The sequence below is a fragment of the Candidatus Velamenicoccus archaeovorus genome, from assembly GCF_004102945.1.
GTDB classification, from domain to species: Bacteria; Omnitrophota; Gorgyraeia; order Velamenicoccales; family Velamenicoccaceae; genus Velamenicoccus; species Velamenicoccus archaeovorus.
Map to the genome: position 1 here is coordinate 988,154 of NZ_CP019384.1, position 23,790 is coordinate 1,011,943.

22 protein-coding genes and 1 tRNA gene are annotated in these 23,790 nt (G+C 52.2%); all 23 read right to left on the reverse strand.

The annotated features are described in order from the left end of the window. Positions 1-5: 5 nt before the first annotated feature. The gene (locus tag BU251_RS04405) at positions 6-584 is read right to left on the reverse strand and encodes a hypothetical protein (protein WP_128699684.1); all 579 of its coding nucleotides are present in this window, start codon (positions 582-584) and stop codon (positions 6-8) included. A 110-nt stretch (positions 585-694) separates the two neighbouring features. Further along, a complete protein-coding gene (locus BU251_RS04410; RefSeq protein WP_128699685.1) occupies positions 695-2,248 on the reverse strand; it encodes a glycoside hydrolase family 57 protein in 1,554 nt (517 codons plus the stop codon). Between the two features lie 324 nt (positions 2,249-2,572). Further along, positions 2,573-4,015, reverse strand: a complete 1,443-nt coding sequence (locus BU251_RS04415) for an alginate export family protein (protein WP_128699686.1) — start codon at positions 4,013-4,015, stop codon at positions 2,573-2,575. A 306-nt stretch (positions 4,016-4,321) separates the two neighbouring features. Continuing rightward, positions 4,322-4,966 carry a histidinol phosphate phosphatase domain-containing protein gene (locus tag BU251_RS04420; protein WP_128699687.1) on the reverse strand — a complete coding sequence of 215 codons (645 nt, stop codon included), beginning with the start codon at positions 4,964-4,966 and terminating at the stop codon, positions 4,322-4,324. Positions 4,967-5,069: 103 nt separating this feature from the next. Continuing rightward, positions 5,070-5,570 carry a hydrogenase 3 maturation endopeptidase HyCI gene (locus BU251_RS04425; protein ID WP_128699688.1) on the reverse strand — a complete coding sequence of 167 codons (501 nt, stop codon included), beginning with the start codon at positions 5,568-5,570 and terminating at the stop codon, positions 5,070-5,072. After that, entirely contained in the window at positions 5,533-5,913 is a 381-nt protein-coding gene (locus tag BU251_RS04430; protein WP_128699689.1) for a 4Fe-4S binding protein, read from the reverse strand. Before BU251_RS04430 ends, BU251_RS04425 begins: the two co-directional genes overlap by 38 nt. Then, positions 5,910-6,848, reverse strand: coding sequence for a complex I subunit 1 family protein (locus BU251_RS04435; RefSeq protein WP_228767770.1), 939 nt, complete (start codon positions 6,846-6,848; stop codon positions 5,910-5,912). The genes BU251_RS04430 and BU251_RS04435 overlap by 4 nt, the downstream gene beginning before the upstream one ends. Beyond that, the gene (locus BU251_RS04440; protein WP_128699691.1) at positions 6,848-8,095 is read right to left on the reverse strand and encodes a hydrogenase large subunit; all 1,248 of its coding nucleotides are present in this window, start codon (positions 8,093-8,095) and stop codon (positions 6,848-6,850) included. Before BU251_RS04440 ends, BU251_RS04435 begins: the two co-directional genes overlap by 1 nt. A gap of 1 nt (position 8,096) precedes the next feature. Further along, complete coding sequence (locus BU251_RS04445) at positions 8,097-8,564, reverse strand: NADH-quinone oxidoreductase subunit C (protein WP_128699692.1); 468 nt, start codon at positions 8,562-8,564, stop codon at positions 8,097-8,099. After that, positions 8,561-9,085, reverse strand: a complete 525-nt coding sequence (locus BU251_RS04450; RefSeq protein ID WP_128699693.1) for an NADH-quinone oxidoreductase subunit B family protein — start codon at positions 9,083-9,085, stop codon at positions 8,561-8,563. Before BU251_RS04450 ends, BU251_RS04445 begins: the two co-directional genes overlap by 4 nt. A gap of 1 nt (position 9,086) precedes the next feature. Then, on the reverse strand, positions 9,087-9,422 hold the full coding sequence (locus BU251_RS04455; RefSeq protein WP_128699694.1) for a hypothetical protein: 336 nt from the start codon (positions 9,420-9,422) through the stop codon (positions 9,087-9,089). 3 nt (positions 9,423-9,425) lie between these two features. Further along, a complete protein-coding gene (locus BU251_RS04460; protein WP_128699695.1) occupies positions 9,426-9,746 on the reverse strand; it encodes an NADH-quinone oxidoreductase subunit NuoK in 321 nt (106 codons plus the stop codon). After that, positions 9,743-10,240 carry a Na(+)/H(+) antiporter subunit B gene (locus BU251_RS04465; RefSeq protein WP_128699696.1) on the reverse strand — a complete coding sequence of 166 codons (498 nt, stop codon included), beginning with the start codon at positions 10,238-10,240 and terminating at the stop codon, positions 9,743-9,745. The genes BU251_RS04460 and BU251_RS04465 overlap by 4 nt, the downstream gene beginning before the upstream one ends. An 18-nt stretch (positions 10,241-10,258) precedes the next feature. Next, on the reverse strand, positions 10,259-11,677 hold the full coding sequence (locus BU251_RS04470) for a complex I subunit 5 family protein (RefSeq protein WP_128699697.1): 1,419 nt from the start codon (positions 11,675-11,677) through the stop codon (positions 10,259-10,261). Between the two features lie 2 nt (positions 11,678-11,679). After that, positions 11,680-13,521 carry an NADH-quinone oxidoreductase subunit 5 family protein gene (locus tag BU251_RS04475; protein ID WP_228767771.1) on the reverse strand — a complete coding sequence of 614 codons (1,842 nt, stop codon included), beginning with the start codon at positions 13,519-13,521 and terminating at the stop codon, positions 11,680-11,682. Then, on the reverse strand, positions 13,518-14,960 hold the full coding sequence (locus BU251_RS04480) for an NADH-quinone oxidoreductase subunit 5 family protein (RefSeq protein ID WP_128699698.1): 1,443 nt from the start codon (positions 14,958-14,960) through the stop codon (positions 13,518-13,520). The genes BU251_RS04475 and BU251_RS04480 overlap by 4 nt, the downstream gene beginning before the upstream one ends. A gap of 582 nt (positions 14,961-15,542) precedes the next feature. Next, positions 15,543-15,616 (reverse strand) — tRNA-Arg (locus BU251_RS04485). A gap of 224 nt (positions 15,617-15,840) precedes the next feature. Then, positions 15,841-16,359, reverse strand: a complete 519-nt coding sequence (locus tag BU251_RS04490) for an adenine phosphoribosyltransferase (protein ID WP_128699699.1) — start codon at positions 16,357-16,359, stop codon at positions 15,841-15,843. A 186-nt stretch (positions 16,360-16,545) separates the two neighbouring features. After that, on the reverse strand, positions 16,546-17,397 hold the full coding sequence (locus tag BU251_RS04495) for a substrate-binding domain-containing protein (protein WP_128699700.1): 852 nt from the start codon (positions 17,395-17,397) through the stop codon (positions 16,546-16,548). Continuing rightward, positions 17,398-18,216 carry a sigma-70 family RNA polymerase sigma factor gene (locus BU251_RS04500; RefSeq protein ID WP_128699701.1) on the reverse strand — a complete coding sequence of 273 codons (819 nt, stop codon included), beginning with the start codon at positions 18,214-18,216 and terminating at the stop codon, positions 17,398-17,400. Between the two features lie 98 nt (positions 18,217-18,314). Then, positions 18,315-21,071, reverse strand: coding sequence for a pyruvate, phosphate dikinase (ppdK, locus tag BU251_RS04505; protein WP_128699702.1), 2,757 nt, complete (start codon positions 21,069-21,071; stop codon positions 18,315-18,317). Between the two features lie 69 nt (positions 21,072-21,140). Then, the gene (locus BU251_RS04510; RefSeq protein WP_228767772.1) at positions 21,141-22,676 is read right to left on the reverse strand and encodes a glycine--tRNA ligase; all 1,536 of its coding nucleotides are present in this window, start codon (positions 22,674-22,676) and stop codon (positions 21,141-21,143) included. Positions 22,677-22,881: 205 nt separating this feature from the next. Beyond that, entirely contained in the window at positions 22,882-23,676 is a 795-nt protein-coding gene (panB, locus tag BU251_RS04515; protein ID WP_228767773.1) for a 3-methyl-2-oxobutanoate hydroxymethyltransferase, read from the reverse strand. Positions 23,677-23,790 lie beyond the last annotated feature (114 nt).

Consider the following 23,790-nt stretch of genomic DNA (forward strand, 5'->3'; position numbering starts at 1 on the left):
CCACCCTATTTGACGAATTCCACACCATCTATCAAAAGAACGCCTTTTTTACGGCGTAAATTCCATTCTTCGACGCTAAACGCCAACTGGTCCAGATGAGACCAATCGTTTAATGCATGAAAATTCTCTCGAGGGATCTCGATGATTTTCCAGGAAGGGCCGATGCTGCGTATATACAGGCTGGAGGTTTCTTTGCGTTTGTTTGTGAGGCTCACTTTAACGATCCCGTCTTTCTGGCTATCGTCGTCCATCATACGCAGGGAAAACCGCACGGATTTATACTCCCGCAGGTCTATCTCGGGTATATCGATCGCCAGGGTTTCGATCCTTGACGTCGCACGATTCAAAAAATTGTAACTCAGACGAAACGGCCCGTCGTGCTTGACGAGACCCAGCCGGCGTCCGACTTGCACGCCTCTAAAATTCGTCGTTGTCACGATTTTTATGGCGGCCAGGATGAATAAGGCCGTCAGCAAGAACAACAGGATGCGTTTGCTGAGAGTTTTGCGGTCTTTCTTGCGGGGCGGCTTCTTCTTTTTCTCAAAGAAAGTGCTCGCGATATGATCGGAAATTTCTTTTTTCATTGTAACATCAATGCGATACTTGTCAATAAGTTCTCTTGCCTATTTATCGGCCGCAGAAGGACTTTGCGTCTAAACGCTAACCTTCTGCGATCCCAAAGGGATAGGTCTTCTTAGTAAGGCGACGTGGGATCCAACGACTGGTTCAAACAGGCAGGCGGCTCTTGTCCTATCATCCGGTATAAATTTTTTAAATGAAGCCTGTAAAGCTCGTCAAAAGCAACGTTTTTATCGCCATACCACCAAAACCAGTCGCTGCCTTCCAGAATATGGACCTGTTTCATGATGCGCTCATCCTGAAGCTCCTGCGGGCTCAATGACCTCCTGGCTTCGGCGAGACATTCCCATGCCGCATTTTTAGCCGGGTGCCCCATCCATTTATTCAATGTCCCATGGATCCACGATCCCGTGACCAGGGACGGCAACGAATGGCGCACGGGATGCCCTGCAAGGTATTCCCGCACCGTGACCGCTTTCATATAAGTTGCCTCGCTGATGCGCTGGTAAAGCGCCCTTAAAAAATCCCTGCCGTCGTTTCTGTAATATTCCCAGGCGTTTTCACCGTCGAGCGCCACCGTGACAAGACAATCGTCATCGCCGAAATATTCGTGGATCTTCAGGACATGGTACATGAAATTATCCACGGCATCGGTGGTGCGCCAATGTTGATATTCGAAACCGATCAGGTCCGAAAGGTATTTGTCGCGGAACAAAACTGTCAGCGGGCCGTTTTTTGTCTTGACGCCATAAGGACGGTAAAGAACGCGCCCGTCCCGGTGTATCTTTTTTGCCGTATTCCACAACATCGCCTCATCGGTGACGATCCAGCTCACTTGCGATTTCACGAGGCTCGGCAGGATATCCATGGAGACCGCCTGCTCCGAAGGCCACATCCCGACGGCAGCATCGCCGAAACGTTCCCGATAGAACTTCACCGCTTCCTGGATATGCCAGATCGCATCTTCCGGCTGGGAAAAGATCGTCTTGGGCAGGGGCGTATTCGGATTGGCATCGCGCGCGGCAAATGAAGAAAACAACAAAGGCAAGATCGGATGAAAATAAGGAGAAACACTGACCTCAATCTTCCCTTCATCCTGCATCCTTTTATAAGCCGGGATGATTTCTTTTAAGATGCTGAATTGCCTGGCGACTACGGCTTGTTTCTCCTCTTCTGTAAAATACCTGCCTTTTTTCACAAGAGAGCGCAATTCGGGGATATTGGCGCGGAAATAAGGGTCTATCCACGAAAGATTAAACCAGACCTGGAGGTCCAAATAATCCTGATCGGAAAAACCGTAATCCTCGTGTTTTTTTAAAAACAGCTCATAATATCGCGGGTGGACGGAAACGACGCGGTTCAGTTCTGCCGAAAAGAAATTCTCCCTGACAAAATGCTTTTCATCAGGAGTCAATTCAGAGGCGCGTTTTTGGGTTAAACGGAGAAAACGGTCCGATAACCGGCCCGCGGCATATTCCTCGATCTGTTCGAGCAACGAAGGAACAACATTGAAGGTCTGGTGGACGTCCGGGAATTCATCCAAAAGAAGGGCCATGTCGAGATAATCTTTTGTGCCGTGCAGCCGCACCCAGGGAAGCTCGGCTTCCCCCGTCAGGAGGTTCTTGTAGTACGGCTGATGCATATGAAGGATAAATGCGAGATAGACCATGGAAAAACGATTACTCAGATTGTAGAAGCAGATGGCACAGATTAAAAAACATTTTTATATCGGCCTTACCTAAATATGAAAGATATATTACCATGTCTGAAGCCATATTGCAAAACAATCCCCTCCTTTCAACTCATCTTGATTGAAGCTCGGCTTCAATCAAGGATTACGGCTTCAATCAGGGATTAGACTTGTTTTGTCTCATTAAGGCGTGGATAAAAACAAGAACCCCTGGGTTTCCCCAGGGGTTCTTGTAAAACAACTGCGCTTTCTAGGTTAGGCCCTGCGCTTATTAGGAATTGCGCAGGCCTAGTGCTTTCTGCACTAGAAGCTAACTTTGCAGGAAGCGATTGCTTCAGCCGCTGTCTCACCCTGCTTATAACCGGTCGTAACGTTTTCCGAGGCAATTGCCTTGCCAGGGAAGAACCAACCGCAGAGCAAGCCAAGCTGGACGTCTTCCGTGTAGTTATAAACCAGATTAACGTCTATCTCCTGACCGAGCTCTTTCTTGCCAGCGTTGAAGTAGTAACCGTTGCCATCGTAATCGTTCATGTTCAAAACGCCAGATCTGGAAGGAGCTTTGGCCATCAACAAGTACACATAATCCAACTGCAGCCACACATCTTCGATGGGAGAAAATTTGCCCATCAAATCGATGTTATGCGCATTAGACTGCGGGAAGAGTGCATTGATGATATGACCGTTGGTCTGGTTTTCGAACATCGGATCCCATGCATGGTAGTTCTTGTCAGAGTTAGGATTGCTGCCGCTATTTCTGTCGGCATCACCGGAGAAGTAGGAGTAGATCAACCCGAAAGACGGAGTGTACTTCCAACCCGGAGTATACATAACAACAGACTGAGATGCCCATGCACTGCGATCTCTTTCAACAGTAGAGGTGCCAGCCGGTGAAAGTTTCTTACCGAACTGGTATGCCATTTCCTGCTGCAGATTCAGCTTGCTGGTCGGCATGGTGCTGACGCGGCCACCAATGGTCTGCACGCTGTCAAGCTTGTCCACACCGGTATGTTTCTCGGAACTATTATCCTTTGACCAGAAGTAACCTTCGGCCAAAGTGTTCCACTTATCTGAAAACTGATAAGCGGCATTGATACCATACAGGTTGATCCAATCGTTTGAATTGGCGCCTGTAACGGTAGCATGATCGATAACCGCATACACGACGTCGATAACGAGCGGATCATAATTCAATGTGGCCCTGATCGCATCAAACGCCTTGCGATACGCCAAATCACCATTCACAGAGCCGTAACCGGCCGCTTCGTTATAATTGGTGGTCTGGTTCGTACCGATTCCGCCAGAAACCGCATTGCTGTCAGGATTACCAACGCCATCGCCAATGATCATATCATTGCCGAAGTGGAGTTCCTGACGGCCGACTGTCAACGTCAATGGAGAATACAAGAACTCCTTCAACGTGACATAAGCCAAGTCGAGATCAATGTCGGTCGCATTGCTATTCGAAGACCCGACCTGATTCCAATTCCGTTCATTGATCAAACGGATAGTAGCAGCAACGTTATCCGTGAGGTCTGCATCAACTCTCAGGCGGACAACGCTGTTGAAGACGCTGATCCTGTCTTCATTACTAGTCCCATCGCCCTTGGTCAGATCGAAATCATTGCGACCAATGTAGCGAGCAAGGATATCACCGCTCACTTTAATATTCTGCACGGCAGCGAAAGCAGGAACCGCTGCGGCGAAAACGAAGAGCGCGCAGAACAGAACCACTAAGCGCTTACTCATCTTTTCCTCCTTTAGCCTTTTATAATATATGAACTAGGAACATTGCTACACTACTGCTTGCCTAGGAGTTACCATCTATAGTTATATCGCCATTTATTCGACAACTTCGGGCTCGCTTGTATTCACCTCCCTTTGCGCCTTATTAAAGTCGTCTTTGGCGGTATAGCCTTTGTTTACAAATACCATATATTTCAACGGGTTGTCAACAGATTTTTTTAAGCGGGGTGGGCCTGGGGAGCGGATGGTAAAATTTAACTATTTTCCGACGGGAAACGAGGAAAGAAAACGCTTTCTCAAGACAGGGGATCAAAGAATTTTTTGGACGATAGCTTCCATATCCCTTTGGATATCAGTCAATTGGACCGCAGACAAGCCTGCACCAAGCCCAACGCTCATAAGCTCATCTCTACGCAGGATGTCTCCGGGCGCATGGGCATCTGTGTTGATGCACATCTTGGCGCCATGCCTTAAAGCCATCTGAACCACGTGGCCGTTAGTCAGGCAATGCCCTTTTCTGGCGCTTAGTTCCAAATAGACTCCTTTTCTGGCGGCCAGCTCTGCCTCTTCCCCGCGGATGAGGCCTGGATGAGCCACAAGGTCTACCCCGGCTTCAATGGCCGCCCGGACTGTCCCCGGCAAAACAGGCTCTACCAAAGTCTCTCCATGCGCCACGATCCAGCGGATACCGTTTTTGCGCGCGAAATTCACAGCTTCCGGGAATTGCTCCAAAGGCAGATGCGTCAATTCAATGCCGGGGATGACCCTGATGCGGCCGACAGGCCAATGATGACAAAATTCGGCAATGGCCGCTGTCACGCTTTTAAGATTGGAGATATCCGCGTGGTCGGTGATGGCAATCGCTTTATAACCCTTTTCCTCGTAGCGCCTGGCCAACTCAGAAGCAAGCAGTTCGCCATCGCTCAATAAGGAATGCGTATGCAGATCAAACATAACTTACCCCCTTGTGCGCAACTAAAAACACTTCTCCACCCAATTATATTTTAAATAAAGGAAGTTGCAAGCGAATTCACGGGAAGGAAATCCGCAAGACCGATCAACGCACTCTAAGGATTTCCCTGATCATCCGGCAAACCGTCCTGGCGCCGGCCTGCACGGTCCGGGAAGGCTTTTTGCCAAAATCCGTCACTTGCGGCTGGATGCCCAGGACCGTAATCGAACAAGGAAAAGATTGGCACAGATAGCTGGCGAGAATTTTTAGCGGCATGCGGTGGGTGGAAAACGATATCCCTTCACTGATATCCTGCGCGTCAAAAAGGCGGGCTTCTCCAGGCGCCCTGTCCATGGAGATGGCATCTACGATCAGAAGGTGCGTGGGCCTGAATTTTTTTATCTCCCCGGTCAGGCTTTCCGGAGCGGTATGTCCCAAAAAAGCCCGTATCTCGACAGGGCCGGCTGTTTTTGACTTGCGGCCCAAGGCCTTGGCAACCCACAATCCTACGGCGTCGTCCCCTCTCAAATCCGAACCTATGCCGAGAATGCCGAGACGGTCGACACCTTCAAGTTTCTTTTGGAGTTGGGTCTTGAGATTCTGCATGGAAAATAACCTTCAGCTTTTTTTTATCCAGCTGCGCCAATTCAAACTCAGCGCTGGCTGTAAGCGCCTTCTTCAGGCAGGAATCCACGCATTGTCCGCAGTAAATGCAGCGGCCAAGGTCAAAAACCGCTTCATAGCGCTTTTCATCGATCTTGCTGATGGTGATGGCATTGGCCGGACAATCCCGCATGCACATCTTGCAGCCGATGCATTTGGAGGGATCGAACGTGATCTTGCCGCGGAACCCCTTGGGCATGCCGGACCTGTCCGCGGGATAATTCAGGGTCGCGGGTTTTTTGAACATGGACTGCAGGACAAGTTTCAGCATTCTTCCGGGTTTCATTGCAACAGGACTCCTTTCAAAAATAAGACGATCAAAAGCTGCAACAGCGCCAAAGGCACAAGATACTTCCAGCAAAATCTTACCATCTGGTCAATGCGCAGCCTCGCAAAGATCGTACGGGCGAGCGTCAGAAGGAACACAACGAGAACAACTTTAAGAATGTAAATCAAAAACCCGATGGCCGCCTCGTCCTTCAGGCCGAAGGGCAAAAAGACCGCCGCCAGGAGCGAAGCCCCGACGACCATCTCGATGTCGATGGCGAGGCGAAAAAATGCATAAAGCCGGCCCGAATATTCCGTGAAAGTGCCGGCGACGATCTCCGTCTCGGCTTCAGGGATATCGAAGGGCGCTTTTTCCAATTTTCCCAGGAGCGCGACAAGCGCCACGCCAAAGCCGATAAGGTTAAAAAAGCAGTACATGGGGTGGTCAATATAGAACCGGGAGATATCGCTGAGCGTCCAGCTGTCGGCCAAAAGCGCCGGCGAGAAAAGCCCCATGAACAAAGGCACTTCATACGCAAACATTTGCGTCAGCGACCTGACAGAACCGATGCGCGCATAGAGAGACGTCGAATACCACCCGCCGATGAAAAAGGTCAGCGTGGGAAGGGTCAATAAATAAAGGACGACGACCAGGTCGCCGGAAAACGAATACAAGGCCCCGGTCTTCCACAAAGGGATATAGATGATGGATGAAACGACCGCCGTCAAGGCGAACAGAGGCATCAGGCGAAACATCCGCACGTTGGCTTCGTCCGGCACGATGTCTTCTTTGCCCAAAAGCTTGATGAAATCCGCCAAAGGCTGAAACCATGGCGGCCCCTGCCTGTTCTGCATGCGGGCGTACAGCTTGCGGTCGATGAATTCTGCAAATAAGCCGAACAGCGCCAGAAAAAGAAAACCTGGGAATATCAGAATAAGAAACAAAGCGTTCATCAATGTTCCATCAGTTGGTGAAGCCTCTTCTCGGCAATGGTGACATCGAATCCTCTGGCACGATGCCATCCCAGGCTGAACGATCTCAAACTCTCCCAGCCCAGTATCTCTTTTTTTTCGCCGTCAAGGCGCCGGATACCCACCATCCTGTCGGTGCAGGAAAAACATGGATCGATGGCGGCAACGACGATGGGCATATCGGCAAGAAACCTGTCTTTCAACATATGTTTGACGGTCTGGACATTTGCCAGGGTCGGGGCCCTCACCTTCACGCGTTCGGGTTTTTCCCCGCCGTTCGATTTGACATAGTGGACGTCTTCGCCTCTCGGCGCTTCGTAACGGCTGAAGGCTTCTCCGGCAGGGATCTTGCGCGGGGCCCTGACGGCAATCGGCCCATCGGGGATCCTGGCGACGATCTGCCGGATGATCTTGAAAGATTCCATCAGTTCCTTTAAACGCACGACGGTGCGGCCATAGACATCACAATGATCGTCCGTGATGACATCGAAATCCAGCTCTGCATAGGCGGCATAGGGGTCCTCGCGCCGGATGTCGCGGTCCACGCCGGAAGCCCGCGCCGTAGGCCCCACAGCGCCGAGACGGAGCGCATCCTCTTTGGAAATGATGCCGACGCCGGAGAGCCGCTTGATGATCGTTGTCTCTTCCGTTGCGATCTGGATGTAATACTTGGTCCGCTCTTCGAGAGTCGCCACACCAGCCAGGATATCCTTCCCCTGCTCCGGCGCGATATCACGCCGCACGCCGCCGATGGTATTGATGCCGTAATTGACGCGGTTTCCCGTCAACTGGGCCAAAAGGTCCATGACGATCTCACGGTCGCGCCACGTATACATGAGCAACGTATCAAAACCGATCTCGTGACCCGCCACGCCCAGCCATAAGAAATGACTGTGCACCCGTTCCAGCTCGCCGATGAGAGTACGGATATAGAGGGCGCGCGGCGGCACGGCCAGCCCGGCAATCTCCTCGACCGCCTGGACATAGGCAGTGGAATGGGAATGAGAACAGATGCCGCAGATACGCTCCAGCAGATAAACATCCTGAAGGAATGTCCTTTCTTCGCAGGCTTTTTCAATGCCGCGGTGGTTATATCCCAGGCGGATGTCGACGCCGAGGATCTTTTCGCCTTTCAGGGCGATACTGAAGCTCTCCGGCTCTTTTAACGCAGGATGCTGGGGCCCGAGAGGGATCTTGAATTCATGTTCGTGTTCATGAGAATTATGCATATTACATCTCCCCGCCAGAACCGTTCGCCGGCTTCCAGTCTTTGCGCAAAGGGTGTTCATCCGCAGGCCAGTCATCCGTCAAGGGATAACGATTTCCCTTGCGCAATCCCTGCACCTTGGCGCCGAACAAGTCGACGATCTCGCGTTCGTAAATCTCTGCGCCGGGAAATACAGCCGTGATCGTCCGGATCACCGGATCTGATTTCGGCGCCCGCGTCTTAAGGTTCAACGTGATACCGCCTTCCCGGGCCAGGTGATAGATGAATCCGAGGTCGTCCCCTTCGTCTGTTCCCGTGATCGTGCAGAGGATGTTGAATTTCTCCTGATGCACCAGAAAATCAAAAACTTCCGAGAATCTGTCGCGGGCGACTTCGGCAGACAGGCGCCGCGGCCTGATGACCTTAAAAAAATCTTTCAGGAAATCAAACTGCCTGATCGTATTTTGCCTGATATCCTCTTCGCAACTCATAGGGCATCTCCTGAATTCGCCTGTTCGTCCGTGCCGGCGCCATCTTCGGTTTTGTCCTGCTTCTTCGCTCCGGGGACAGGAGGCTTCCCTGCCTCCTCGAGGCTTGTCAATAACTTGACCACGCCGTCAATGATCGCCTTGGGGCCTGCGGGGCAGCCGGGGATATAGGCAGAAACGGGGATGACCTCGTCTATGCCGCCGCGCACATTGTAACAGCCCTTAAAAACACCTCCGCCGCATGCGCAGGCTCCGACGGCAACCACAAATTTCGGTTCAGGCATTTGGTCATAAATACGCTTAAGTCTGTCCTGGATCTGTTTTGTGACGGGCCCGGAGCAAACCAGGACGTCCGCATGCCGCGGCGTCCCTTTCAGCTGGATCCCGAAACGCTCCACGTCATAGAGAGGCGTCAGGGCGGCAACAATCTCGATATCGCAGGCATTGCATGCGCCCGAATTGAAATGCAGGATCCACGGTGATTTGATGCGCGCCCAATTGATGATCTTGCGAATGAACTTCATCTCATCTCCTAAAAAGGATAAACAAACCCGCTATGACTGCGACGATGTATAACTCCGCCATCATCAGGGTATTGACCGATTCCAAAGGAATGGCCGTGATCATCATGGTCGCCACGTGCGCGACCGTAAAAAAGAACGCAAAAGGGAAAAACTGGCTGTAATCCGGCTGAGCCATGTGGTCTTCCACATCCTCCCCGCAGGCATAGGCCTTCCCTGTCCCTTCTTCTCTTTTATCTTTCCTCTTGAAGGCAAAAACGGAAAGGCCGCGAGAAAGCAGCAAAAGAAAAAGAAAGACGATGGCAAAAACGACCGGAGGCGCCAACAGATATCGTCCCATAGGTCAACCTTTGAGATTCCTTAATTGCCTGACGTCCAGGCTCTTGTTATGCTGATGCAGCCCCAGGACGATTCCGGCGGCAACGGCAATAATGACGACTTCCATAACGATAAGTGTAATGACCAGACTTTGGATCAACGCCTCGTGCCGCGTAACATACCCCACCAAAACAAGCAATAAGGTAACAGCCTTAATCAACAATTCCAGACCGATCAAGGCGCGGATCAAGTTAAAAGTCACAAGCAGGCAATAGAACCCGATAATGAAGAGGATCACGATAAACAGGCAAAACGGCCAGAATAAGGTCAAAGCTTGCGCGCTCATTTCTTTTTAGCCTCCCTGAAAAGAATGACGATGCCGAAGGCGCCCGTCAACAGCATGATGATCTGGCCCAATAGATCCAGGGGCCTCTGGTTCCAGAGGACGATGCGCGGGTCCTTCTCGATCTCCGGCGCAGGCAAGATCAGGTTGAATTTAAGATTCAAAAAACTCAGGACGATCCCGGTAAGGATCAAAAGGATCGGCAGATACCAGAACCTTTCAAGCCTGTCCTTCATGTGTTGCAGGACCTTTTCCTGCGACATGGGCTGCGTCAGGCTGATGGTCGCGATAAAAACGACGGAGATCAGGCCCGAACAGACCGACAGTTCAAAGACGGCCGCCAGGGGCGCATGAAGACGGAACATCAGGATCGTCAACATGGCGCTCGTCAAGGCCAAGCCGATCGCAGATCTCAAGAGACTGCGGGTCATGACCGTCCACAACGCGGACAGCGCCATCAGGAACAAAACGACAATATCGATGTTCAATGCCAACATACTCACTCTGCCTTTTCTCTAATAAGACACCACAGGGAAAATAACCGTGTGCACGATATACGGGAAAAACAAGCCGATGCCTACGATCAGAACCGCCAAAATGATCGCAGGCAATGTCAGGCCGAATCCCGCCTCAACAACGCCTTCAAGACCTTTCTCCAGCGTTCCGAAAAATACACTGCGCTGAAACAAAAGCATATAGGCCAAGGTCAACAGGCTCGCCATGACCGCAGTGGCAGCCACCCCGTAATGGCCGCACTGCCACAGGGCCAAAACAATAAATAGCTTGCTCCAGAAACCGGCCAATGGCGGAACGCCTGAAGCGGACAACGATGCTAAAACAGACGTCGTCCCTGTAACAGGCATCCTTGAAGCCAAGCCCGACATCCGGCTCATGTCCAGAGAACCCGTCCGGTCCTCTACGGCCGCAGCATTGACGAAGAGAAGCGATTTAAACACCGTATGGTTGAAAATATGGAAAATGGCGGCAGCGATGCCCAACGGCGTTCCACAACCGAACCCAAGGAAAATATACCCCACCTGGCTGATGCTGGAATATGCCAAGAGCCTCTTTAAGTCCTTCTGTCCCATGGCCGCCAAGGCCCCGAAGATAGCTGAAATAAGGCCAATACAGAGAAGGATGCTCTGGAGAGAGGCGCTGAAACCGAAGAGATCGATGACGATGCGCATCGCCGTATAGACGCCTAAAGTCTTGGTGACGACGCCTGCCAGGAGAATCGAAACAGGAGCCGGCGCAGAGGCATAAGCGTCCGGAAGATAACCGTGAAAAGGCATCACGCCAGCTTTCATGAACAACCCCGCCAGAAAGATACCCACCGCAAGAGTGATCAAAAAGCTGTGCGGCGACACCCGCAGGGCTTCGCGGATTGCGGCAAAACTCGTATCTCCGGAGATAAGCAGGATAATCGCGATGGCCGATAGTACAAAAACCGTAGCTACCGAAGAAAAGATGAGGTATTTGAACGCCCCCTCAAGAGGGTCCCTCTTTTTTTGAAGGGCGATCAGGATAAAAGAGGCTGCGGCAGCAACCTCCCAGAAGACATACATGGAGAAAATGTCCCTCACCATGACTACGCCGTTTAAGCCCATCAGTTCCAAGATCATGAGCCCCGCGAAATAAAAACGCTTATCTTCTTCTTTGACAAAAGGCGCCGCGACCAAAAGCGCAATAAAAATGACGATTGCAATGCACAAAAGCATGATCCGGCTCAAGCCGTCCACGGCCAGCGTGAAGTCAAAGACCGAAGCCAGGCCGTGTAAAGGACGGTTAGCCATGATAGTTGGGCAGAACACCGCATATATCTGGAAAAAAGACAAGGCCATAACGACGGCGAAAGCCATCCGCCTGCCTTTTAAAGTCAGGAAGTTCATCAGAAGCAAAAACGCCAAAGGGATGAGGATCAATAAAGAAAGCATTACTAAAAACTCCTTGTCGACATAAGAAATATGACCAGTATCAAGAGGCCGCCGAGAGACCACCCGAGATACGTCACGTAACTTCCGGAATGCCACCGTTTCAAGGTGCGTGCCAAAACCTGGGCGCAGCCAGGAAATCCTGCGTTATAAATCCAGTCAATCCCCCTGTCAAGCCGCCACAAGAGATATGAGAAACCTCTCATCATCGCCCTGCCCCATTCATAAGGATCAAAGCATCGCCTTTCCGCCCTATCATAGATCCCCGACAAAACAGGGGCGTCGTGGATATAGTCGACAGCCTTCAAGCCGCTGCCCTTCATTTTGGCGCCGAAGACATGGTTGGCAAACGCCATCAAAAGCATGATAATCGTGACAGCAACAAGCTTTGTGTTGGGCATCAAGAAAGAGAAATCCTGTCCCTCGAGATGGTTCTCGACCGCCGGCTGGACCAACTGCCCGATGGGAAAAGAACGATGCAGGCCGAAAAAGACGCATCCTGCGGCGATAACAATCATAGGTATGAGCATAAAAACAGGCGCTTCTTTGGCCGTCTGGGTCGTCTCGCTCCTGGGGCCTAGGTAAGCGGCATGACCCAGCTTCAGAAAAGAAGCCGCCGTCAAAAAGGAGCCTAAAATAGCCGCCAGATAAAAAACCAGCCCCCTCTCCAGGGCACCGTCATAAACGAGTTCTTTGGAAAAGAAACCGTTGAACGGCGGCACGCCCGAGATGGCCGCGGCTGCGACAAAAAAACACAGGAATGTGACAGGCATTTTTCCGGCCAATCCTCCAAGACGCTCCAGGTCCGTCGTCCCCGATTGGCGCTCTACGGCCCCGGATGTCAAAAAGAGGCAAGACTTATACATGGCGTGGTTGATCATATGGAACAGGCCGCCGACAATACCGATAGGCACGGCCGTGCCTATCCCCAGGATCATATATCCCACTTGGCTGATGGCATGATACGAAAGCAGTTTTTTGTAATTTTTTTGGACCAAGGCCATCATGACAGCCAACAGGATGGTCACGGAACCGATGATCATCAACGCCATGCTCAGGCCGGATTCCGGAACAAGCCTGAAAAGATCGAGGCAGATCCTCGCCAAAAGATAAATACCCAAAAGTTTTTCAAGGGCGGCCGGCAAAAACGCCATGAACGGCAGCGGCGCATCAAGGCTGGCATCCGGTATCCAGGTGTGGAACGGCATGGATCCGGCCTTGGAGATCGCGCCGATCATCATCAGGACAAAAGCCAGGCTGCCCAAGCCTCCCAGCGGAACCTGGATCTTTGAGATCGCAAAGGTCCCGCTCAAGTGCCCGACCAAAGCGATGCCGACCATCATACAAAGATCTGCAACTCCAACGATCACCAGGGCCTTGACCCCCGTCTTAAACGCTGTCGGACCCCCTATGGCAATAAGACCAAAGACGGTCAGAAGCAGCCCCTCCCAGAAAAAGAGCAAGATAATCAGATTGTCCGAAAGGACGGCACCATTCACAAGGCTCAGCGAAAAAAGGAAAAAAGTAAAGAATAGGCGGCTCTTTTCTTTTGCGAACGTGAAAACGCATGAATAAATGGCAATGAGAAAAGCAAACCCGCCGGCGGCCGTCAGGATAAAAGCGCTGAAACGATAAAACCTCAGAGAAAAATCAATACCGTATGCCCCCCAGGGACAGAAAAATGTCACCTCTTGGGGGAAAAGCCGCAGGCACAAAACAAGGTCGGCAGCCGTCACCGCAAGGACCAGCGCTTGTTTAAGGAACCTCGTCCTTTGAGGCGCCAGCATCACCACACAGCCGGCAAGAAAAGGCCCCAGGACAAGCAACGGCAGGGATAAATTCATCATGGTATCACCCGGATCATCTGTGTTGTCGCCTGCTGGACCATGTCAAGCGGATAGCGTACCCATATCCCGGCCGCCAGCGACAGGAACGCCAAGACAAGAACACAAGCCACCATGACAGGCGTCCCTTCCCTGGCAGCGATCTTTGTCTCGCCGAAAAATACGACGGTAAAAACGCGCAAAAGATAAAGGATCGTCATCAGGGCAGCAAAAAGAAAAACGAAACCGAGCCCCATCTGGCCGCCCTGAACGCACCCCAGGAAAATCAGGAATTTGCTGAAGAACCCGCCGAACGGCGGCAGACCCATGACAGAAGCGGCGCAGAACAAAAATGCCGTGCCGGTCAACGGCATCGTCGAAAACAACCCGCCAAGCCGGCTAATGTCCTTGGTCTTTGTCCCCTGCTCAATGATGCCTGCACACAAAAAGAGGCCGGCCTTGGCCATGCCGTGCATGAGGATGTAAAGCAGGCCTCCGGCGATAGCGATCTCGACGCCCAGGCTCAATCCGAAAAAGATAAAACCGATCTGGCTGACCGTTGAATAAGCGATGATCCTCTTTAAATCCGTCTCTCTCAAAGCTGCGCCCGCCGAAACAATGCTGCTGACGGCAGCCACCCATGGCAAGATCACATGCCAGACCGCCCCGATGGGAAAAGTGGCTATAAACAACCTGGCAAAGACATAGACGCCGATCTTGACAAGGACGGCCGCATGCAGAAGGGCTGTCACCGGCGACGGTGCCACGCCGGCATCCGCCAGCCATGTATGAAAAGGTAATGTCGCCGATTTTGAGAATATCCCGAAGAGGATCAGAATCAAGGCCAAAGAAGGAAAGGCCTGTGTCTTAAAATACTCCTTAATCACCCCGAGATCAAAAGAACCGGTCTTCTGATACAACATCAAAAAACCGATGAGCATGACCAGGGCGCCCCCAAACGTCACAAGAAAGGCCTTGTCGGCGCGCTGCACGTCGGTCTTGCCTCTGAAAAAGCCGATCAGACGCCAGCTGACGATGGCGGTCATCTCCCAGAAGATATAGAGGAAAATAAGATTCGATGAAAAGACAATACCCATCATCGAGCCGAGAAAAAGCACGACCAGCATGTCGTACTCGTTGCGGTTGGCATAATGAGAGATGTAATCAAAGGAATAAATAACGATGACAAGGCCCACCAGAAGGGATGCCAGGGCCATGAAAACGGCAAGACCGTCAGCCGTAAAACTGAGGTCCATGCCAAAAGGCATGGACGCTGAAAAACGGACGACCTGCCCTGAGAAAACAACGGAGGACAATCTGACGGCAGCAAGGAAGGAAAATGCGACAAGGAGAAACGCCAGGGAATGACGCAGACGCTCATGGATCCGGCCCGCCAAGGGCAAAACAAACGAACCCAAAACAGGCACACCAACAATCAACGCTAAAAGAATATCAAATGGCATGTGTATCTGAATCCCTCGCGGGAAACCGCAGGGTACCTTGAGGCGTACTGTCTTTTTTGTGAGTACCGCGCCGGCACCGCAACCTTGCCGGCATTCGGGGGTCATTAAATAAAAAAGCCCAACCTATTTCCAGGTGGGGCTGCTTCGCCGGACCTTGTTGATATGGGTTTAAAGCTACTGCGCTTTTATCAAACTTTCAACGTTATATTTTTACCACATCGTCCGCACAAAATCAAGAAATTTTTGACCTGCGGCGGAGCTTCATTGCTAAACGGTCGGCCTTATTCGGCCGACCAGCGCCCTTAAGTTCTCGCCTTGCATTGATCCATCCTTCGCTAAGGTTTTGAATAAACCTGTAGTCGTTCAGGATGAATTTTTGCTTCGCAAAAATTCAATGCCCCCGGCAAGGCTCCGTCCGCCGAAGGCGGACTAGAACTTTCGCTCGGCTTCCGCCTCGCTCTCCATAGGGGCTTTGCCCCTCTGGCGCTCCCCCGACATATCGTCGGGGTCGCTGTCACCCCTAAAACGCGGGGACGGCCTCCCCGCACCCCTTAAAGTTCTCGCCTTGCAGAAAAAGAAAAGTGCCCCCGGCAAGGCTCGAACTTGCCACACCAGGTTTAGGAAACCTGTGCTCTATCCAGATGAGCTACGGGGGCGAATCAGTTAACAGGACTACGAGTTGACGCGCGAACAAATCGAATTCGGATTACGGTTACGGTTAAGAAATCCGTATAGTATAGTTCAGTCAGGGCGTTCGTCTAAAAACTAATTTTCTGTCTTTCTATCATTTTTCACACGTTACCCAACAACCTTGCCCAAACTGGCAGCGTAACCTTGACCGTTACCTGGCGCCGCCTTGAGTAATCTTCACACACGCTTATTAATACTGTATCAATGAATAAACAGGATAATCTTTGAGCTTTTCGCGGCCTTTAAGACCGCAAAGCTCGATCAAAAAGATGATACCGGCGATCCTGGATTTAAGCTGCCGGGCCATCGAACAAACAGCCGCCGCCGTCCCACCGGTCGCCAAAAGATCGTCGACGATAAGGACCCGCGAGGAGGTCTTCAAGGCATCCTTATGCATATAGAGGGAATCCGTGCCGTACTCGAGGGCATAATCAGCGGAGATCGTCTCCGCCGGCAGCTTGCCTTTTTTGCGCACCGGGATGAAACCGGCCCCTAATTTATAGGCCAAGGCCGCGCCGAAAATAAATCCGCGCGATTCCACGGAAACGACATAATCGATCTTTTTGCCTTTGGCGATTTTAGCGAGACCGTCAATGGCTTTCTTGAATGCAGCCTTGTTCTTCAAGAGCGTCGTGATGTCGTAGAAGAGGATGCCCTGCTTTGGAAAATCCGGAATATGACGGATATATTTTTTTAGCGAAGTATCCATGAGCCCCCCCCCTCTTAAGAAATGAATCACCAATGACCAATGAACAAATCCCAAAAAAGTTCCAATATTCAATCACCAAAAACACAGATTGCTTGGTAATTGAGTCTTGGTGATTGGTGATTACGTGGTTATTGCCTGCCGGCCGGCAGGCAGATATCTTGATGCTTGGTTATTTCTTGAAAAAAGCTATTGCCTGTTCAGCACCAATGTGGATTCCCTCTTGACCAATTTTGTCGGAAGCACGACCTTGACCGGCTGTTTTTCCCGCTCTGCCACGATCTGGTTCAATTTCTCCAAGGCCAGTCTTCCCATCTCGACGATCGGCTGAGATACGGTCGTCAGGCGCACCTGGCTATAGCCCGCGACGGGATTGTCGTCAAACCCCACCAACGACAGGTCCCAAGGAATACGCATGCCTTCGGCGCGCGCCTCGTCAATGACCTCCAGCGCCATGACATCGCTGGCGGCAAAGATAGCGGTGGGTTTGTCTTCGAGATTCAACAACACCCGCGCGGCCGCCCGGGCCGGCGTCCGAAGGAAAAAACCCTCCTGGATATACTGGCGCGGGATAGCCAAACCGTACTTGGCCATGGCCTGCCGGTACCCTTCCAGGCGAGCCTCGCCCGCCTGCGTATTCAAATCGCCGGCGATCGTCGCAATCTTGGTATGCCCGAGCTTGACGAGATACTCAACCACATCCATCGCCGCCTTGCGGTTATCGATGGCGATACAGTTGATGTCCTCGCTGAAATAATTATTCATGACAATACAAGGAATGCCGGATTTCATGAATTCCAAAAGCTTTTTCTTGTCGCCGTCGATATCCGCAAAGATAACGCCCTTGACGTATCCGGCGCGGATGGATTCGCTGGTGGTCCAGTCGGCGTGCTTATGGCGTTCCGTGATATGGATAAGGATGTCCGCTTTCAGCCTGCTGGCCGCCGCCGTGACCCCTTTGATGACCTCGGAGGCAAAAAAGGAATGAAAAACATCTTCGAATCTGGGAATGACCAAAGTATAAAATTTTGAGTCTGCCATTTAAAGCCTGGCCTCCTTGTCCTGTTCGACGACAAACTTCTTGAGCTTCTTCAGGGCGTTCTCTTCGATCTGGCGCACACGTTCACGCGAAACGCCGAGCTTGCGGGACACGTCGGCCAGCGTATAGATCTTGCCGTCCTTGAGCCCGAACCTTAAATCCAGGACATCGCGCTCGCGCTCATTGACGATGCCCAGAAGACCGCTCAGACGCTCCTTATTGAAGAACTGGTCGATTTCCTTTTCCGGCGTCGCCGTCGTCTTGTCTTCGATCAGATCAATGATCTCGTTGCCGCCTTCTTCATCGATGGGGGCATCCAGGGACGACGTCTTGTTGATGTAACCTCGTATCTTGGAAATTTTGTCGGACGTCATGCGCATGGAACGCGCGATCTCGGAATCCGTCGGCACGCGCCTGAGCTTTCCCATCAGCCGTTCATTCGTCTTTTTATATTTGGACAAAAGCTCGTTGACATAGACGGGAATGCGGATCGTGCGGGACTGGTCGAAGACGGACCGCGTGATGCTTTGCTTGATCCACCAGGCGGCATAGGTTGAAAAACGGAATCCCTTGCTGGGATTGAATTTTTCAACCGCTTTCATGAGACCGACATTGCCCTCCTCTATCAGGTCCATGAGGGGAATGCCCAGATACATGTATTTTTTGGCGATGTTAATGACAAGGCGCAGATTGGCGCGGATCATATGGTCCCGCGACTTCTTGTCTCCGCGCTGGGCTTTTTTCGACAGCTCTACTTCCTCTTTTGCCGTCAGCAAAGGGATCTTGCGCACTTCTTTGATATAGGATTTTATATTTTCCATAAAAAAGCAGTGTCAGAGAGTCAAGGTATCAAAGTGTCATAGTGCAGAATTCTTTTGCATTCTTTAACACTCTGATACCCTGACTCTTTGATAGTTATCTATTTCTTTTTTCCCTTTTTGGCTGTCTTGTTCGCGAGCACCGCCCGGGCCGCCGCCAGACGCGCGATCGGCACGCGGAACGGCGAGCACGAGACGTAGTTCATCCCTGCGCGGTAACAGAAGCCGATCGAGCGCGGATCGCCGCCGTGTTCGCCGCAGATGCCGACTTTGAGCTTTTTGTTCGTCTTGCGGCCACGGTTGATTCCGGTCGCAATCAGCTCACCGACGCCTTCCTGGTCGATCGTCTGGAACGGATCATCTGCCAGAATCCCCTTCTTAAGATACTCCGGCAGAAATGCTCCAATGTCGTCGCGCGAAAACCCGAAGGTCATCTGCGTCAGGTCATTGGTCCCGAAGGAGAAGAACGAAGCGACCTCGGCGATCTTGTCGGCCACGAGCGCGGCGCGCGGGATCTCGATCATCGTGCCGAACATATGGTCGATCTTCTTCAAACCGAACTTGTTCAATACTTCCGCATAGACTTTCTTGGCGATATCCAACTGGTCCGTCAATTCCTTGACGGTGCAGACAACGGGGATCATAATCTCCGGAAAGACCTTCTTGCCTGCTTTCAGGAGCTCGGCCGCCGCTTCCAGGATAGCGCGAAATTGCATTTCGCTCACTTCTGGATAAGTAACCCCCAGGCGGACACCGCGATGTCCCATCATCGGATTGGATTCTGCCAGACTGTCCGACCTCTTCTCCAGCTCTTCCATGGAAATATTCAAGCTGCCGGCCAGTGTTTCACGCGCCTGCTGTTGATGCGGGACGAATTCATGCAACGGAGGATCCAAAAGGCGGATCGTCACCGGCAGGCCTTCCATCGCCTCCAGCGTCGCCTTGATGTCGCTCTTGACGTGCCCAAAAAGCTCGCCGACAGCCTTCTGCCTCTCCTCCAGACTTGACGACATGATCATCTTGCGCAGCTTGAAAAGAGGTTCTTCGGAACCCTTGCCGTAAAACATATGTTCCGTCCTGAACAACCCGATGCCCTCGGCCCCAAACTGCCTGGCTTTCCTGGCGTCCTCGGGCGTATCGGCATTGGTGCGGATATTCAACGTCCGGATGCCGTCGCAGATCTTCAGGAATTCATTAAGGATCTCGTTTTCGGACGAGGCATCCATCATCTTCAGCTGTCCCTTGTAGACAAGCCCCTTGGTGCCGTTAAGCGTGATCCATTCGCCTTCGTGCAGGGCCCCTGCGCCTTCAATCTCCACCTCTTTTTTCGACAGGTCGATCTCCAAGGCGGAGCAACCCACGACGCAGCACTTGCCCCAACCGCGGGCCACAAGGGCCGCGTGGGACGTCATGCCCCCTCTGGCCGTCAGGATGGCTTCTGCGGCGCGCATCCCGTCGATATCCTCGGGATTCGTCTCTTCACGCACAAGAATGACCTTCTTGCCTTCTTTGGACAAACGGATCGCGTCTGCCGACGTGAAAACGATCATGCCGCAAGCGGCGCCAGGCCCGGCTGGAAGCCCTTTGGCCATGGGCTTGTTCGCCTTTTCTTCGGCAGGATTGATGATCGGATGCAAGAGCTCATCCAGCTGCTCCGGCGTCACACGGCTGACTGCCGTCGTCTTATCGATAAGCTTCTCTTTCACCATGTCGGTCGCGATCTTGACGGCAGCCGGACCGTTTCTCTTGCCGATACGGCACTGAAGCATAAACAATCTGCCCTTCTCGATCGTGAACTCGATATCCTGCATATCATGGTAATGTTTCTCCAGGCGTTTCTGAATATCGAAAAGCTCCTTATAGACCTTGGGCATTTTACGCTCCAGGGTCTCCAGGTCTTTGTTATGCTCACTCTGCGAATACTGGTTGATGGGCGCCGGCGTCCGGATACCTGCGACGACATCCTCGCCCTGCGCGTTGACCAGATACTCCCCGTAAAATGCCGCATCACCGTTGCCGGGATTGCGCGTGAAGGCTACGCCTGTCGCCGAATCATTGCCCATATTCCCGAAAACCATAGTCTGGACGTTGACGGCCGTTCCCCATTCATGCGGGATATGCTCGATGTTCCTGTAAGCGACCGCACGCTTGCCGTTCCATGAAGAGAAGACGGCGCCGATACCGCCCCACAACTGGGCCATGGGGTCGTCGGGAAACTCCTGTCCCAGGACCTCTCTGATCTTCTTCTTAAATTCCGCGCAAAGATATTTCAGATCCTCGACGTTCAGGTCGACATCGTTCTTGACGCCTCTCTCTTTTTTGCGGGCGTCCATGATACGTTCCAGTTGCCGGCGGATCCCCATCTCATCCTTGGGTTCGATGCCCGCCGCCTTTTCCATGACGACGTCGGAATACATCATCATCAACCTGCGGTAAGCATCGTAGACAAAACGCTGATTGCCGCCGGATTGCTTGATTAAACCTGGGATCGTCTTTTCGGTCAAGCCAACGTTTAAGACCGTCTCCATCATGCCCGGCATCGACTTCCTAGCGCCGGAACGCACGGAGACCAACAGGGGATCCGAAGGGTCGCCGAAAGACTTGCCCATGATCGCCTCGACCTTTTTCAAAGCCTTGGCCACCTCTTCTTTCAGCCCTGCGGGATATTTTTTCTTGTTCTGGTAATAATAGGTACAAACTTCGGTCGTGATCGTAAAACCGGGAGGCACGGGCAATCTCAGCGACGGATGACCCGCCATCTCCGCCAGGTTGGCGCCTTTGCCGCCCAGCAGGTTCTTCATGCTTTCATTTCCGTCTGCCTTGCCGCCTCCAAAAAAATACACGTTCTTCTTGCTCATCTGCCTTACCGCTCCTTTCGAATGCGCCACGCGCGTGGAACCGATTCCCCATACGCACATGCGGGGCTATTATTTTAATCTCTCCAGCAAATATGTTTTGAGTTGCGAAATCTCGACGCGCTCCTGTTGCATCGTATCGCGGTCGCGCACGGTGACCTTTTTGTCTTCCAGAGATTGCACATCGACCGTCACGCAATAAAGCGTGCCCACCTCGTCCTGCCGGCGATAGAGTTTACCAATGGCCCCCGTGTCGTCGTAGACCGCCACCATATCTTTCTTGAGGTCATGGCTCAATTCTTTTGCCAACCCCACGATCTCAGGCCTGTTGCGCAATAACGGCAACACGGCCACCTTGACCGGCGCCAAAGCCTTGGAAAACCTCAATACAACACGTTTCTCGTCTCTGACGATATCTTCGTGATAAGCATCCACCAGGAAGGCCAGGATACTGCGGTCCACTCCTCCGGAAGGCTCGATGATATAGGGATAAAAACGCTGTTTGCTGGCATCGTCATAATACGTCATATCTTTACCGCTGAACGAGGCGTGCTGTTTTAAATCAAAATCAGCACGATTGGCAACGCCCTCAAGCTCCGACCAGCCGAACGGAAACTCGTATTCGATGTCCGAACACGCCTTGGCGTAATGAGCCAGTTCGCCTTTGTCGTGCGGCCGTATCCGTAAATTGTCTTTGTTGATCCCCAGATCGATGTACCACTGGTAGCGCGCCTCGATCCACTCTTTGAGCTTCGCATCGGATTCTTCCGGACGGACAAAGTACTCGATCTCCATCTGTTCGAACTCCCTGGTCCTGAAAATAAAATTCCCAGGGGTGATTTCGTTGCGGAAGGACTTGCCGATCTGGGCTAGGCCAAACGGAAGCTTCGGATGGCGGGAATCCAGGATATTGGTAAAATTCACAAACATCCCCTGGGCGGTCTCGGGCCGGAAGTATACTTTCTGGGCCGTCTCCCTGACGGGACCAAAATATGTCTCCAACATGAGATTCGCCGGCATGGAATTTTCAGGAAGGATTCCTCCGCACGACGGACAGGGAATCCTGGAAACCCCGTCGGCGGAAGCCGCGATGCGTCCCATAAAATTCTTGAAATCCAGATTTACGCCGGCAAACTTATGATGCAATTCCGCAATCCAGGAAATCGTAACGGCAGGCTCTTTGACCAGGCTCAGGTTGGGGGCCAGGTCTTTGCCTTTTGACTTGGCCCATTTGATCAGGACGGCCGTATCTTTCGCTCCTTCCATGGTCTCCACGAGAGAGCGACACCAATCGCTGTTCCAAATTTCATCCCAGATCTTATCAAACTTGAAAAAGTTGGAACAGGCAGGGCACTTCACAAAGGGATCGGCAAAGCTCTGAAGATGTCCGGAGGCTTCCCACGTTTTCGGGTTCATGAGGATGGCGGCATCCATCCCGTAAATGTCGTCTCGCTGGTGAACGTTCGACGTCCACCAGGCACGCTTGAGATTATTCTTGAGCTCGACCCCGAAAGGGCCGTAATCCCAGGTATTCGCCAGGCCGCCGTAGATCTCCGAGCTCTGAAAGATAAACCCTCTGCGCTTAGAGAGAGAAACAATCTTGTCCATTAAGGATGCATCTGCCATGGAATAAACGTATTTAAAAAGAGGTGCGTCTTTGGGGCTTTCATGCCTTGCGGCACGCCTGCCTACAACGGCGGCAGTCAGGAAGATACTATTTTTACTCTAAAAACAAGGCCGTGTCAAGTTAAAACAGTCCGCGCGAGAATAAAATTTCACACAAAGAAGCCCTTGAAAGGCTCATATATGTCTTCTAAGCGCCTCCGTCATCTTCTGCGCGGCGAATATTCTTAAATTCTTCCTCTTTGATCTTGAAAATATGCTCGTCAGCCGGGAATTTCCCATCCCGGACTTCATCCTTAAAGACCTCAAAGGCCTTGATCATGTCCTGGTTCATCCGGGCATACGCCTTGACGAACCTCGGCTTGTAGCGCTCAAAGAGACCAAGCATGTCGTGCGTCACGAGGACTTGACCGTCGCAAGAGGGACCTGCGCCGATGCCGATGGTCGGCACCGAAAGGGTTTCCGTGACCAGGCGCGCCACCCGATCGGGGACGCATTCCAAAAGAACGGCAAAACATCCAACTTTTTCAAAATCCAGGGCCTGACGGATGAGGGCGCGCGCCGCTGAAGCATCCTTACCCTGCACCTTGAAACCGCCCAGCTTGTCGGCGGTCTGCGGCGTCAAACCCACATGCCCCATGACAGGGATCCCTGACCGGATCACCGATTCTGCGGCCTCAAGAGCGCAGTCAAACCACTCAAGCTTGACGGCGTCACAGCCGGCTTCATGGACGAAACGCGCCGCGTTCCCCGCACTCCTGGCGGCATCTTTTTGATATGCCTCAAAAGGCATATCTCCGATCACAAACGTATGCGGCGCTCCCCGTCTGACCGCGCAGGCATGATAGATCATCTGGTCCATGGTCATGTCTTTGGTGGACTCAAGACCCAAGACCACGTTGGCAACGGAATCGCCGACAAGGATCATGTCGATACCGGCGGATTCAATGGCATGGGCCATCGGATAATCGTATGCCGTCAGCATCGTTATCTTCCGCCTGCCCTTGAAACCTTGGATATCCTGAACAGTAAGTTTGCCGCTCATGGTTTTTAGTTTGTAGTCTCAAATCCGGATTCGTGAATCCCATTTGCCAGAATT

What these genes read in the sequence shown, in the direction of transcription:
- BU251_RS04480 (WP_128699698.1), bottom strand. Translation starts at nt 14,960, where the DNA reads ATGCCATTTGATATTCTTTTAGCGTTGATTGTTGGTGTGCCTGTTTTG.
- ppdK (WP_128699702.1), bottom strand. Translation starts at nt 21,071, where the DNA reads ATGAGCAAGAAGAACGTGTATTTTTTTGGAGGCGGCAAGGCAGACGGA.
- BU251_RS04420 (WP_128699687.1), bottom strand. Translation starts at nt 4,966, where the DNA reads ATGTTTGATCTGCATACGCATTCCTTATTGAGCGATGGCGAACTGCTT.
- BU251_RS04475 (WP_228767771.1), bottom strand. Translation starts at nt 13,521, where the DNA reads ATGATGAATTTATCCCTGCCGTTGCTTGTCCTGGGGCCTTTTCTTGCC.
- BU251_RS04445 (WP_128699692.1), bottom strand. Translation starts at nt 8,564, where the DNA reads ATGAGTTGCGAAGAGGATATCAGGCAAAATACGATCAGGCAGTTTGAT.
- BU251_RS04465 (WP_128699696.1), bottom strand. Translation starts at nt 10,240, where the DNA reads ATGTTGGCATTGAACATCGATATTGTCGTTTTGTTCCTGATGGCGCTG.
- BU251_RS04500 (WP_128699701.1), bottom strand. Translation starts at nt 18,216, where the DNA reads ATGGAAAATATAAAATCCTATATCAAAGAAGTGCGCAAGATCCCTTTG.
- BU251_RS04490 (WP_128699699.1), bottom strand. Translation starts at nt 16,359, where the DNA reads ATGGATACTTCGCTAAAAAAATATATCCGTCATATTCCGGATTTTCCA.
- BU251_RS04430 (WP_128699689.1), bottom strand. Translation starts at nt 5,913, where the DNA reads ATGAAACCCGGAAGAATGCTGAAACTTGTCCTGCAGTCCATGTTCAAA.
- BU251_RS04495 (WP_128699700.1), bottom strand. Translation starts at nt 17,397, where the DNA reads ATGGCAGACTCAAAATTTTATACTTTGGTCATTCCCAGATTCGAAGAT.
- BU251_RS04450 (WP_128699693.1), bottom strand. Translation starts at nt 9,085, where the DNA reads ATGAAGTTCATTCGCAAGATCATCAATTGGGCGCGCATCAAATCACCG.
- BU251_RS04425 (WP_128699688.1), bottom strand. Translation starts at nt 5,570, where the DNA reads ATGCAGAATCTCAAGACCCAACTCCAAAAGAAACTTGAAGGTGTCGAC.
- BU251_RS04460 (WP_128699695.1), bottom strand. Translation starts at nt 9,746, where the DNA reads ATGAGCGCGCAAGCTTTGACCTTATTCTGGCCGTTTTGCCTGTTTATC.
- BU251_RS04410 (WP_128699685.1), bottom strand. Translation starts at nt 2,248, where the DNA reads ATGGTCTATCTCGCATTTATCCTTCATATGCATCAGCCGTACTACAAG.
- panB (WP_228767773.1), bottom strand. Translation starts at nt 23,676, where the DNA reads ATGCTGACGGCATACGATTATCCGATGGCCCATGCCATTGAATCCGCC.
- BU251_RS04440 (WP_128699691.1), bottom strand. Translation starts at nt 8,095, where the DNA reads ATGCATAATTCTCATGAACACGAACATGAATTCAAGATCCCTCTCGGG.
- BU251_RS04470 (WP_128699697.1), bottom strand. Translation starts at nt 11,677, where the DNA reads ATGCTTTCTTTATTGATCCTCATCCCTTTGGCGTTTTTGCTTCTGATG.
- BU251_RS04435 (WP_228767770.1), bottom strand. Translation starts at nt 6,848, where the DNA reads ATGAACGCTTTGTTTCTTATTCTGATATTCCCAGGTTTTCTTTTTCTG.
- BU251_RS04455 (WP_128699694.1), bottom strand. Translation starts at nt 9,422, where the DNA reads ATGGGACGATATCTGTTGGCGCCTCCGGTCGTTTTTGCCATCGTCTTT.
- BU251_RS04415 (WP_128699686.1), bottom strand. Translation starts at nt 4,015, where the DNA reads ATGAGTAAGCGCTTAGTGGTTCTGTTCTGCGCGCTCTTCGTTTTCGCC.
- BU251_RS04510 (WP_228767772.1), bottom strand. Translation starts at nt 22,676, where the DNA reads ATGGACAAGATTGTTTCTCTCTCTAAGCGCAGAGGGTTTATCTTTCAG.
- BU251_RS04405 (WP_128699684.1), bottom strand. Translation starts at nt 584, where the DNA reads ATGAAAAAAGAAATTTCCGATCATATCGCGAGCACTTTCTTTGAGAAA.